Source organism: Massilia glaciei (assembly GCF_003011895.2).
In the GTDB taxonomy this organism is placed as follows: Bacteria; Pseudomonadota; Gammaproteobacteria; order Burkholderiales; family Burkholderiaceae_D; genus Telluria_A; species Telluria_A glaciei.
Genome location: NZ_PXWF02000074.1, coordinates 1 through 12212 on the forward strand (window position 1 = coordinate 1; position 12212 = coordinate 12212).

Below are 12212 nucleotides of genomic sequence, written 5' to 3' on the forward strand. Positions count from 1 at the left end.
CGGCTGCTGCCGCTTCGGCGGTTGCGGCGGTTTCGGCCGCTTCGGCTTCGGCTGCCTCCGCGGTTGCGGCGAGCGCTTCCGCTTTGGCTGCGGCTTCTGCCGCTTCTGACGCGGCGTCGGACACTTCAGGCAGCGACAGATCGAACGAAAGATCCTGCGGCAGCAGGTCGAACGGCGCCATCGCCAAGCCGGCATCGGGCGCCGCTTGCGGCGGTCCGGCGTCGACCGCCAGTTGCGGCGCGTCCGGGTCCGCCGGCGGGGACATGTCGAACGAGGCGTCGGGCGGCATCATGTCGAACGGCGCCTGCGGCGGCGTCATCTCGAGCCCAGCCTCCGGCAGCGTCAGGTCGAACGTCTCTTCCGGCAGCGACAGGTCGAGCGGCTCGAGCGGCTCGTCGTCCGAATCGTACGGCAGGCTCATCTCGATCGGGGCCTCTTCCTGCGGGCCCGGCTCGAGCGGCTCGTCGTCCGAATCGTAGGGCATGCTCATCTCGATCGGGGCCTCGTCCTGCGGGCCCGGCTCGAGCGCGGCCTCGTCCAGCAGGCCCAGCTCGAGCGGCTCGTCGTCAGCTGGCGGCGGCGCCGCCGGCTCGATCGGCGCATCGGGCAGCGCCAAGTCGAACGGTTCGTCGGGCATGGCCAGGCCGGATGGTTCGGCCGCGGGCGGCGGCGCCAGGTCGATCGACGAATCGGGCAGGTCAAGGTCGAACTCCCGCACCGGTGCGAGCATCTCGACCGGCTCCTGCGGCGCGATGTCGGACGGCAGTTCGAGGTCGAACGCGGCATCCGGCAGCATCATGTCGATTGGCGCCTCCGGCGCCGCCTCCGGCGCCCCTTCCGGCGCCGGATCGGCGGTTTCGACCGCGGCCTCCTCCATGAAGAAGTCGTCGCCGTTCTGCACCAGCGCGGCGGCCTTGACCAGCGCGTCCGGGCTGCGGCGCGAGGTCCCGGTCGCCATCAGTTCGGCGACCCAGGCGGTCATGTCGGTGGTGGCGCGTTCGAGCAGGGCGAACAGGTTGGCGTCGGCCGGCTTGATCTCGGACAGCCACACGTTCATCACGCGCTCGACGGCGGCGCCGGCGTCGGCGAAACGGTCCAGGCCGACCATGCGGCCGCTGCCCTTGAGCGTGTGGAAGGAACGCCGCAGCATGGTCAGCGTTTCCTGGCTGTTTGGATTGGCGTGGGCGGCCGGCAGCGTGGCGGCGACGAACTGGAGCACCTCTTCGGCCTCGGAGATGAAGATCTCGAGCAGTTCGGCCTCGATTTCGGAGTCGCCCTCGGACACCACCGATGCCACCGGAGGCGCCGAATAGAAGGTGGTGGCGGGGGCGCCGGTGGCGGCCGGCGCGGCCGGCGCCGAGACCGGCTCGAACGCCAGGTCGGGCGCCGGCGCCGCGGCCGCTTGAGACTCGACGGCCGGCTCGGCGGCCGGCGCCGGCGCCGGCTGGGCGCCGCGGGTGCCGATGTCGCTCTGGTCGAACGGGGTCTCGCCGGCCACCGGCTTTTCGAACTGCACCGAGCGGAACATGCCCTGCGCCTGGTCGAACGCGAAACGGTCTTTGGCGGCCTCGAAATTCTGCGCCAGCATGTCGATGAAAAAGCCCAGCGCGCCGATGTTCTGGGCGATGTTCTGGAGCGAGGCGGCATCCCTGGCCGGCTCGCCCTCGGCCGCGGCCAGCGCGTGCACCGCCGCCTTGACGTGCTGGGCGGCGCGCATGGCGTCGTCCTGGTCGAGGATCGCGAGCGCACCCTGCAACTGGTGCAGCACGGGGTCGATCTGGGCCAGCGAGGCGCGCTTGCTGGTGTCGCCGTAATACTCGTCGAGCACCTTCTCGACCTGGCGCAGGCCGGTCTTCATCTCGCCGGCCAGCGCCGCCACGGTCTGGCTTTGCTGGGTCTGGCGCGACAGGTCGCCCTGCCATTGCGGCGCGTCGGGCGGGGTCTGGCCGACGGCCAGCGCCAGCATGCGCTTGCCCATCATGTCGGCGTGCGTGTCGAAATCGGCCGGCAGCTGGCGGATCCGGTCGAGCCCATGTTCGACGAACAACATGGCGCTGGCCATCTCGAGGCCGAACATGCCGGCGCGGCGCGCCTGGGCCGCCTCGTGCGCGGCGCGCACCAGGCATTCGAGCAGGCGCACCAGCGCCGGCGAGCCCAGTTTGGCGGCGGCGCCGCCGAGCGCGGCGAGCGACTGCTCGAACTGGGCCTGGACGGCCGGATCGGGTTCGGCCGCGACCGTGCCCCAGCTGGTCTTGGCCTGGGCCAGCGCCTCGCGCGCGGCCTTGAGCGCCTCGGGGTCGATCCGCCCATAGCGGCGCACGTCGTAATCGGCCGGCACCATGCCGTCGAGGCGGTAGGCCTTGCGCAGCGCCTGCGCGATCGGCGGCGGCTCGGCCGCGGCGGCGATGAAGAACAGGGCGTCGCGCAGCATCGCCTCGGGCAGGCTGCCCTGGCCCTGCGACAGGCGGCGGATCTGCAGGTTGATCAGGCCGAACAGCTGCTTGACGTACAGGTTGTTGCCCATCTGGCCGGACGCGACCAGTTCGGCGAAGCCCTGCATGGCCAGCCAGAAGGTGCGCGCGTGGCTCTCGTGCTGGGCGTCGGCCACCAGCGCGACCGCGTCCTGCATGGCGCGCGCGGCGCCGCGCCGCGAGGGCGCGTCGACGCTCTTGAGGAACGGCAGCAGCGCCTTCTCGAAGCGCGCGCGGCAGGCCGCGTAATCGGGCTCGCCCGCCGGCGCGGTGGACGCGGGCAGGTTGACCGGGATCGACAGGTCGGCGAAGAACAGGTCGGCCGGATGGATCCGCTCGGCGGCCAGCAGTTCGCGCAGCGCGCGGTGGTAGGGGAACAGGCGGGACGGCTGGGGCGCGTTGCCCGAGAGCAGCTCGTCGAGGTATTCGACCACGGCCTGGTAGGCGTCGGTGACGGCGGCGACCGAGGCGGCGTCGCATTCGAAGGTGCCGTCCTTGAGGCTTGAAAGGACCTGCTCGGCGGCGCTGGTCATCGCGCCGACGCCCTCGACGTCGACCATCTGCAGGGCGCCGTGGGCCTGGTGCAAATGGGTTTTCGCGAGCTGGAGCGAGGCGCTGCGGGCGTCGCCGGCCTGCGCGAGCGCCTCGAGCAGCACCGTTTTCGAGCGGCCCAGCGCATCGCGGATTTCACCCATCACCCAGGACAGCGGCCCGGTGTCGAATTGCGGCGCCTGCGAAAAATCGTTCATCTAAATCTGACTCCGGTTGATGACCCGCCTGTGAGGGCTGTGCGAAGGCGGACTACCCCGGTCTCATGGCCGGAGGTCCCACCATTGCGGCGCGCCAGGGGTGGCAAACCCCGTGCGCGTCATGTATTTGACTGCGAACATTGGACTGCGAACATTGGACCGCGGACCGGCGCGCCGCGAACGGCGCAAACGGCGCGCGCGGACCGTCAGCTGACGACGCGGAACCGCGAGACCGAGTTTTTCAGTTCCTGCGCCAGCAGTGTCAGCTGGCGAATAGACTTGGCGGTTTGCTGCGTGCCGTCCTGGGTCTGCTCGGTCACCGACAAAATGTGCTGGATGTTGTGCGCCACGCCGTTGGCGGACGTCGCCTGCAGCTCGGTGGCGAACGAGATGCCCTGGATCAGTTCCGCGAGGCGGTTCGAAACGCGCGAGATGTCCGACAGCGCGGCGCCGGCGGCGTCCGACAGCTTGGCCCCCTCGACCACACCCTGGGTCGACTTTTCCATAGCGGCCACCGCGTCGTGGGTGTCGGTCTGAATGGTGCGCACCAGCGCGCCGATCTGTTTCGCCGCCGAGCCGGAACGTTCGGCCAGCCGCTGCACCTCCTCCGCGACGACCGAGAAGCCGCGTCCCGCCTCGCCGGCCGAAGCGGCCTGGATCGCCGCGTTCAGCGCCAGCACGTTGGTCTGTTCGGTAATGTCGGAAATGAGCTCGGTGATCTCGCCGATCTCCTGGGACGATTCGCCCAGGCGTTTGATGCGTTTGGAGGTTTCCTGGATCTGCTCGCGGATCTCGTGCATGCCCTTGATCGCGTTCTCCACCGCGGTCGAACCCTGGTGCGCCGCCGCCACCGACTGGCGCGCCACGTCGGCCGACTCGTTGGCCGACTTGGAGACGTCGGTGATCTCGGAGGCCATCTTCAGGACCGTCGCCGACGCGTCCTGGATCTCGCGCGACTGCTGTTCGGTCGCGTCGAGCAGCTCGGTCGAGATGTTCTGCGCGTTGGTCGAGGCCGATGTGACCTGCTCGGCCGTGTTGGTGACGCGCTCGACCAGCCCGCGCAGCTCCTCGACCGTGTAGTTGACCGAGTCGGCGATCGCGCCGGTGATGTCCTCGGACACCGTCGCGTGCACGGTCAGGTCGCCGTCCGCCACCTCCTGGAGTTCGTTCATCAGGCGCAAAATGGCGGCCTGGTTCTGGTCGTTGGTGGCCTGGGCCTCCTCCTCCTTGGCCTGCGACAGCACGCGCATCGCCTCGGCCTCCTGGCGCCGCACATCGGCGCCGCGGGCCCGGTTGCGCGAGTCCTGCAGCATCACGCGGCCGACGCTGAAGGCGACGAGCAGCGTGAACACCGAGGCGGCCATCAGCAGGTAGGACCAGATGTCGGCCGAATCCTGGTTGTTGCGGTAGGTGCGCTGCAGCAGCGTCAACTGCTTCTTGACGTCCTCGTTCTCGTAGAAGATCGACTGTTCGGCGCCCTTGGCGGCGGTCAGTTTCGGCAGGCTCGCGAGGATGGTGTTGACCAGCTTGTGGTATTCGTCGAACTTGAATTTGATCTGGCCGAGCGTCTCGCGCAGGGCCGGGTCGCGCACGGCGGCGATCTGCATGGTCTCGTTGCCGTTCAAGAAGCCGTCGACCGACACGCGGAAGGTGGTGGCGTCGCGGCCGAGCTGGAACGCGGTCTCGGTGCGGATCACGCCCGAGGTGAGGAACTCGCTGGCGCTGCGCGAGAGGCGCTGGGTCAGCATCATCATGCGCCCGATCGCGGCCAGTTCGCGCGCGGTGCCGCCGCGCTGGACCTTCTGGCTGAGCAGTTCCTCGGTCATCGTCAGCAGCTCGGGCGAGAGCACCTCGAGCTGTTTCAGGGTGCGCTCGAAGCTGGTCAGCTCGGGCTTCATCGTGGAGATGGTGCCGGCGGCGTTGTTGGTGTTGACCCACTTGGTGTTGGCGTCCTTGAGCAGCATCCTCATGCTCGCCGGCGATGACGGGATCTGGGCGCCGTTGAAGGTGCCGCCGTCGGAGAGCAGCTTGAGGTCGGCCGAGAGCTGGGCGCGGCTGTCGTCGAGCTGGGCGAATGCCTCCGGATTGCCGCGGATGGCGTTAGGGGCCGCCTTGCCGATACGCTGCGAGTGCATCAGCGCGTCACTGGCGATCTGGGTCTGGTCGGACGCGACCGAGTTGGCGATCGTGGTGCGCCACAGCGCGAACAGGGCCACCGCCACGCTCGCGGTCAGCACCATGAGCAGGATGCGCAACTGGCGCGGCAACGACAAATGGCCGATGAACGGCAGCTGGAATTCCGATTCGGGTTCGTCGATGGTGTTGACCTGGACCTGCTCGGGCTCCTCGACGCGCAGCGGCTCGCGCGCCTCGCCGCCGGGCTCCTCGGCATAGGCCGGCGCGTTGCCGAATTCGGTGTCGGGCGAGTCGAGCATGCCCTCGCCCTGCTTGTTTTTCGAGAAAAAAGAAATCTTCGACGCAAATCCCATTACAGCTCCCAGTCCCTAAGGTAAGGCCACTCTAAACCAGTGACTTATAATCCGACGTGCAAAAAGCGCGGCTCGCGCACCAGCGCGGCCAGGTCCATCAAGGTCCATTCGTTCGATTCGGCGTCGCGCAGGCGCTCGCCGGCGACCGTCATATCGCCCGCGTGGCGCAGGCCGTGGACGCGCGAGACGAGCAGCCCGCAGTTGAAGCCGAGCCCGGAGGCGAAGGTGACGATCCGGCTGTCCGGTCCGGTGACGGTGCCCGCCTCGCCGTTGTAGCACGCCAGGTCGATGATGCCGATCAGGTTTCCGCGGATGTTGGACAGGCCCAGGAACCAGGGCTGCGCCAGCGGCACCGCGGTGATCGCGCCGATCGGCACGATTTCGCCCGCCTCGCCCAGTTCGAGCAGGAAGCGGCGCGAGCCGACCGTCAGCCCGAGCTGGTTGACGCGCGCCCCGCTGTCGCCCCTGGCCGCCTGCATGCGTTCGAGCAGCTGGACCTGGTACTGGCGAAGGCGGGTGCGCCGTCCGGCCGCGTCCGCCCTCGCCGGCGACGCCGCCACGGAATCTGCGGAACTCATGGTTTAACTGCCGAGCGCGGCGATTTTGGCCAGCAGCAGCTCGGGGTCGACCGGCTTGACCAGGTAGTCGCGCGCGCCCTGGCGCAGGCCCCAGATGCGGTCGGTCTCCTGGTTCTTGCTGCTGCAGATGATGATCGGCACGTCGACCAGCTCGGGATCGCGCGTGATGGCGCGCGTGACCTGGAAGCCGTTGGCGCCGGGCATGACCACATCCATGAGGATCAGTTCGGGCTTCTCCTCCTTGATGCGGGCCAGCGCCTCCTCGCCGTTGTCGGCGGTGCGCACGGAGAAGCCTTTTTTGACCAGGATGTCGGTCAGGTAGTAACGCTCGGTCGGGGAGTCGTCGACGATTAGAATTTTAGTGATGGCCACGGGGCGCTCCTGCTACTTGGGTTGTTGGGTTAAAGCCGCGTTGGCCAGCGCCGCCGCGGTATGTTCGCGCACGGCTGCGAGCAAGCTGTCTTTACTGAATGGCTTGGTGAGATAAGCCGCCGAGCCGACCATGGCGCCGCGGGCGCGGTCGAACAGGCCGTCCTTGGACGACAACATCAGCACCGGGGTCGAATGGAACCGGGCGCTCTTTTTGATCAGGGCGCAGGTCTGGTAGCCGTCGAGCCGGGGCATCAGGATGTCGCAGAAGATCAGTGCCGGGTGCTGGTCGTTGATCTTGGCCAGCGCGTCGAAACCATCTTCGGCCAATACCACCTGGTAGCCCGCCTGCGTGAGGAAGATCTCGGCCGAACGACGAATGGTGCTGCTATCGTCGATCACCATAATTTTCAAACCTGTCGATTGCGGCGATGTCGTCATATTTAGTTTTACTCAGCATGAATGTGCACGATAGCATAGCGCAGGGCAATTGTGCACATATGGTTGCATGTAATCAATACAAGATGTGGCAAAGGGCCGCGGCGGGCCCGGAAATCAAAACACCGCCATCTCGAAATCGTCCTTGCGCGCCCCGCACTCGGGGCAGGTCCAGTTCATCGGCACGTCGGCCCAGCGGGTGCCGGCCGGGATGCCCTCCTCGGGCAAGCCGTCCGCTTCGTCGTAGATCCAGCCGCAGATCAGGCACATCCAGGTTTGGAACGGCGGGTTTGGTTCATTGCTGCTCACGTGGTGTTCCTTGTATCAAGTAAAATATGGGATCAGGTATCTTAATCCACCGGCCGTGCAAATCCAAACTTCTCCCCTCATATTAACGTTCGGCCTGTCCGATCCGCTCGGCGCGACCGGCATCCAGGCCGACCTGGCCGCGTTCGCCGCGCTTGGCTGCCACGGCCTGTCGGTGACCACCGGGCTGCTCATCGCCGACACCTTGCGCATCGAGGGCTGCCAGGAGATCGACGCCGACTTCATCGTCGACCAGGCCCGCGTGCTGCTCGAGGACATGACCGTGGCGGCGATCAAGGTCGGGCCTTTGACCAACATCGAACAGGCCTCCGCCATAGCGGAGATCATCTCCGACTACCCCGACGTGCCGGTCGTGCTCGACCCGTTTTTATCGCGCCTGCCCGACTCCGGCCTGGCCGACGACGACATGCTCATGGCGATCCGCCAGATCCTGGTGCCGCAGGCGAGCGTGCTGCTGCTGTCGCAGGTGGAGCTGGCGCGCATGGCCGAGACCTGGCGCGAAGGCGGCACCGACATGCTCGCCGCCGACGTCGCCGAACTGACCGACATGGGTTGCGAGCACGTGCTCGTGACCGGCACCGGGGCGGCCGGCAGCGGCGCCGGCGCGACCCTGTCGAACAGCGTCTACGACGAGGACGGGCTGGTCGTCACGCACAGCTGGCAGCACCTGCCGGGGCCCTTCATCGGGGCCGGCAGCACCATGTCGGCGGCGCTGGCGGCGTGCCTGGCGCTGGGCATGGAGAAGGACGCCGCGCTGGAGGCGGCGCAGCAGTACACGGCCGGCGCGCTGGCCCACGCGCAGCGCTTCGGCATGGGCAAACTGATACCGAATAAATTTTTCAACCTGCTGCCACAGACTGTGGCCCTAATGTCACACATCACCACCGAGACCGACTCCCGCCATGACAACTGAGCACATTTCCAACAACGACACGCTGTTCGCGCGCGCCCAAAAGACCACCCCGGGCGGCGTCAATTCGCCGGTGCGCGCGTTCCGCTCGGTCGGCGGCACGCCGCGCTTCATCACGCGCGCCGAGGGCCCCTACTTCTGGGACGCCGACGGCAAGCGCTACATCGACTACATCGGCTCGTGGGGCCCGGCCATCGTCGGCCACGCCCACCCGGAGGTGATCGCGGCGGTGCAGGCGGCGGCCGCCAACGGGCTCTCGTTCGGCGCCCCGACGCTGGGCGAGATCGAAATGGCCGAGGAGATCTGCAAGCTGGTGCCGTCGATCGAGCAGGTGCGGCTGGTGTCGTCGGGCACCGAGGCGACCATGAGCGCGCTGCGGCTGGCGCGCGGCGCGACCGGGCGCGACAAGATCGTCAAGTTCGAGGGCTGCTACCACGGGCACGCCGATTCGCTGCTGGTCAAGGCCGGCAGCGGCCTGCTCACCTTCGGCAACCCGACCTCGGCCGGGGTGCCGGAGGACTTCGTCAAGCACACCCTGGTGCTCGACTACAACAACGTGGCCCAGCTCGAGGACGCGTTCGCGTCGATGGGCGAGACCATCGCCTGCGTGATCGTCGAGCCGGTGGCGGGCAACATGAACCTGATCAAGGCCACGCCAGAGTTCCTGCGCGCGCTGCGCGACCTGTGCACCGAGCACGGCGCGGTGCTCATCTTCGACGAGGTGATGTGCGGTTTCCGGGTCGCGCTGGGCGGGGCGCAGGAGCTGTACGACATCGCGCCCGACCTGACGGCGCTGGGCAAGGTCATCGGCGGCGGCTTGCCTGTGGCCGCGTTCGGCGGGCGCGCCGAGCTGATGGGCAACATGGCGCCGCTGGGCGCGGTGTACCAGGCCGGCACGCTGTCGGGCAACCCGGTGGCGGTGGCGGCGGGCATGGCCACGCTCAAGCTGATCCAGGCGCCGGGCTTTTACGAGAAGCTGTCGGCGCAGACGGCCAAGCTGGCTGCCGGGCTCGAACAGGCGGCCAGGGAGGCCGGCGTGACGTTTTGCGCCGACTCGGTGGGCGGCATGTTCGGCATCTACTTCAGCGCCGAGGTGCCGGGGTCGTACGCCGAGATGATGGCGGGCGACAAGACGCGCTTCAACGCGTTTTTCCACGCGATGCTCGACGAGGGGGTGTATTTCGCGCCGGCCGCGTTCGAGGCGGGGTTTGTGTCGGCGGCGCACGACGACGCGGTGATCGAGGAAACCATCGCGGCGGCGCGGCGGGTGTTTGCGCGGTTGGACAAGTAAGCGCCGCGTTTATTTAAAGCGGTCGCGAAGTTTAATATCGAGAAAGTCTAAACCCACATCATCCTCGCGAATGCGGGGATCCATAGAACAGCGGCACATAGTCACCTTTCTATGAGTTACTTCGCCGCCGGATCCAGATATAAAAGATCGCCACAGCCTGGAACCGCGGCATGTTGTTGATATTCTCGATGCGCACCGCAGCGCAGTCCTCGGCCGCCAGGCTGCGCCAGTTCAGCACGCCGGCGTTGGCGAACGTTGAGGTTGAGCTGCGGACGGAGGCTGGCCGAGGGACGTCAGCTCGAGCGACCGGTTAGCCATCATGAGCCTCAGGTTTTTTACGCACGGCCCAATAAACTGCCACGCTAGACGCTAGGCAAGCCACCGGAAGGCACCAAGCCAAAAGCTCCACAAGGTGTCGGAACCCCGGCGCTACAGGGGACCAAGTAGTTACGTCCAACCATGAATCCGCGCACGCAGCAGAGCCAAGGATAGCCAGTCCCCACCAGGGAACACCAGATCTGAAGAACTGGAGTACGAAATTACTGATCAGGGTCGATGCGGCCAGGAGGCCAAACATCTGCAGGGCCACGCCCTCTCGTCCAGCCTCTGTGTATGCAAACATGGCGTGAAACACGCCACCGCCCATGGGGAACGCGAAAAACAGAAAAACGCCCTGAATAAGCTTGAAGAACCCTAAACACCCAAGCCAGCGCAGGACGATCTGCAGTCGTTGGTTAGCACGCTGACGAAATTCAAAGAGACGCATGAGGTGATGGCCAACGTAGAACTCAGCGGGAGGAGCCCACATTAGCACACCCGAACGAGAAACTGCCAGCGCATCTTGAGAAGGGAAACCGGGGACAGACCCCTGTTGTCGACATTGCGCGCCGCGCTTTCACGACTCCAACGTTTCCAAGAAACAGGGGTCTGTCCCCTGTTGTCGTCCCCTGTTGTCCCCTCGATGCTCGATGAAGGCGTGTATTTCGCGCCGGCCGCGTTCGAAGCGGGCTTCGTCTCGGCGGCGCATGACGACGCCGTCATTGACGAGACGATCGCGGCAGCGCGGCGTGTGTTTGCGCGCTTGAAGTAAGCCGGCTTTTCAAGGCTGGCACAAAACCCGGCAGCACTTCACCCACGTGCGCCGCCCTGCCGATTTTGCATTCTCAAACCAGGGTTGGTCTCGGCCGGTATAAATTTTTGTATGACGTGGCGTGTGGTTATTCAAATTTGTATGGCGCTTTGTACAGCGAGGTCGACTCGTCAATCCAGGCTTTGAGGGGGCGCCGGGTCAATCGAAGGCGCACGTCTCGCCCAGGATGTCATCGGCGCGGCGCGACTGCCCGTGGCGCCGGTTGACCTGACTGGCCTGTTCCCGGCCCTCTTCCACGGCCTTTTCCAAAGCAAGCTCTTGCGCGCTTGCATGCCCGGCGAATGTGAGCGCGGTCTTGAGCGCCTCGGTCAGGCCAGCCACCGCAGCGGTGATGCCTTCGACCGGCGACACGGGGGCGACGGCACTGGCTTTCTCGAGTGCGCGGCGCAGGCAGGCGGCCGTTTTCCACTTTGTTTCGCCTGGAAAGCGTATCCACAAATCGCGCCAAGCATTGCGCCCATCGCCGGCGATGGCGAGCGTCAGCTGGCGCGGCGACACTGGGCGCCCCTGGTACACGATTTCGTCGCCCTCGACCCGCGCATAAAAAGTCTGGCCCGCGCACGTCATGCGCAGCTCGGTCGATTCGGGCAAGAACAGGCTTTTCCACTGATAACCGCGCACTTGTCCGGCCGGCGGAGATTTGCTGCGCTCGCTGGCCCGCGCGATCCAATCTTCGACCGCGGCGGCAGTCGCTTGCTGCGGACTGAGGTGGATGCCGGATTCGCGTAGAAATCTGGCAAGTGTGTCGAGAGAGGCGCCAACCGTCGCGGGGGTGTATGTGGCATTCATACCGATTCCTTGTCTGGTTTTGTCTGGTTTTGTCGGATGCTGTCGAAGGTTAGACAGCGGAAATACGGCCGAGTTCAAATAAGACAAAACGCGCGCGAATGCGACGTCGAATGGGTACGAATGCCGCATGGAGTTGGGAGAGCATGGACACCCCCGCAGACCCCACGTTACCTCACGTCACCCCCACGCCCGAAACCGGGGACAGACCCCTGTTTCCCGGAAACGTACGAAGTGCGCGCCGCGCTTTCACGACTCCAACGACTCCAATGGCGAAACATGGGACAGACCCTTGATTCGCGGAAACGGACATGTTACGCACAGCGCTTTCACGACTCCAACGTTTCCAAGAAACAGGGGTCTGTCCCCTGTTGTCCAGTCCCCTGTTGTCCACCGCCGCCCCGCAAAACACCGCCGCCCCGTCATCCCCGCGAAAAGCGGGGACCCATACTGAGCTCACGCCTACCTGACGCGCGAACCTTTTTGTTCGTGGCGTCAAACATATCCAGCTCTGTACGTCGCCGGCCTAAACTAGCCTGCGCCAGCACTGAGCGAGCTCAGTATGGGTCCCCGCCTTCGCGGGGATGACGGGGGGGGCAGTGGCGGAGGTGGTGGCGGCCCGGGTTGGCCACGGCTATGTAGTGCCTGAACGAA

The 12212-nt window shown here is 66.3% G+C and carries 9 protein-coding genes and 1 pseudogene; 3 read left to right on the top strand and 7 right to left on the bottom strand.

The window, feature by feature from the left end; genetic code table 11:
* The 6 genes from C7C56_RS05770 to C7C56_RS05795 form a co-directional block, all read right to left on the bottom strand.
* Window positions 1-3220, bottom strand: a 3220-nt coding sequence (locus tag C7C56_RS05770) for a FimL-related protein (protein ID WP_181373037.1), incomplete at its 3' end; no start/stop codon positions are given.
* Window positions 3221-3426: 206 nt separating this feature from the next.
* Window positions 3427-5709 carry a methyl-accepting chemotaxis protein gene (locus C7C56_RS05775; RefSeq protein WP_229458182.1) on the bottom strand — a complete coding sequence of 761 codons (2283 nt, stop codon included), beginning with the start codon at window positions 5707-5709 and terminating at the stop codon, window positions 3427-3429.
* Window positions 5710-5753: 44 nt separating this feature from the next.
* Window positions 5754-6287: a chemotaxis protein CheW gene (locus C7C56_RS05780; protein WP_106756527.1), complete on the bottom strand. Its 534-nt coding sequence runs from the start codon at window positions 6285-6287 to the stop codon at window positions 5754-5756.
* 3 nt (window positions 6288-6290) lie between these two features.
* Complete coding sequence (locus C7C56_RS05785; protein WP_106756528.1) at window positions 6291-6659, bottom strand: response regulator; 369 nt, start codon at window positions 6657-6659, stop codon at window positions 6291-6293.
* A gap of 12 nt (window positions 6660-6671) precedes the next feature.
* On the bottom strand, window positions 6672-7097 hold the full coding sequence (locus C7C56_RS05790; protein WP_106756529.1) for a response regulator: 426 nt from the start codon (window positions 7095-7097) through the stop codon (window positions 6672-6674).
* 114 nt (window positions 7098-7211) lie between these two features.
* Window positions 7212-7364: a rubredoxin gene (locus C7C56_RS05795; RefSeq protein WP_106756535.1), complete on the bottom strand. Its 153-nt coding sequence runs from the start codon at window positions 7362-7364 to the stop codon at window positions 7212-7214.
* A gap of 94 nt (window positions 7365-7458) precedes the next feature.
* Here C7C56_RS05795 and thiD point away from each other — a divergent pair, with 94 nt between their 5' ends.
* From thiD to C7C56_RS05815, 3 genes and pseudogenes are all read left to right on the top strand, one after another.
* Window positions 7459-8334 (top strand): bifunctional hydroxymethylpyrimidine kinase/phosphomethylpyrimidine kinase, encoded by an 876-nt coding sequence (gene thiD / locus C7C56_RS05800; RefSeq protein ID WP_106756530.1) that lies wholly within the window; start codon window positions 7459-7461, stop codon window positions 8332-8334.
* A 4-nt stretch (window positions 8335-8338) separates the two neighbouring features.
* The gene (hemL, locus tag C7C56_RS05805; protein WP_370660179.1) at window positions 8339-9622 is read left to right on the top strand and encodes a glutamate-1-semialdehyde 2,1-aminomutase; all 1284 of its coding nucleotides are present in this window, start codon (window positions 8339-8341) and stop codon (window positions 9620-9622) included.
* 961 nt (window positions 9623-10583) lie between these two features.
* Window positions 10584-10712: pseudogene (locus tag C7C56_RS05815) on the top strand (glutamate-1-semialdehyde 2,1-aminomutase); the annotation flags it as partial.
* A 198-nt stretch (window positions 10713-10910) separates the two neighbouring features.
* On the opposite strand, the gene C7C56_RS05820 reads toward C7C56_RS05815, so the two are convergent.
* Window positions 10911-11561, bottom strand: a complete 651-nt coding sequence (locus C7C56_RS05820; protein WP_146204298.1) for a hypothetical protein — start codon at window positions 11559-11561, stop codon at window positions 10911-10913.
* Between the last annotated feature and the right edge of the window lie 651 nt (window positions 11562-12212).

Bases quoted from the DNA above. Each gene is read 5' to 3' on its own strand.
- C7C56_RS05775 (WP_229458182.1), bottom strand. From the start codon at position 5,709: ATGGGATTTGCGTCGAAGATTTCTTTTTTCTCGAAAAACAAGCAGGGC.
- C7C56_RS05780 (WP_106756527.1), bottom strand. From the start codon at position 6,287: ATGAGTTCCGCAGATTCCGTGGCGGCGTCGCCGGCGAGGGCGGACGCG.
- C7C56_RS05790 (WP_106756529.1), bottom strand. From the start codon at position 7,097: ATGACGACATCGCCGCAATCGACAGGTTTGAAAATTATGGTGATCGAC.
- C7C56_RS05795 (WP_106756535.1), bottom strand. From the start codon at position 7,364: ATGTGCCTGATCTGCGGCTGGATCTACGACGAAGCGGACGGCTTGCCC.
- C7C56_RS05820 (WP_146204298.1), bottom strand. From the start codon at position 11,561: ATGAATGCCACATACACCCCCGCGACGGTTGGCGCCTCTCTCGACACA.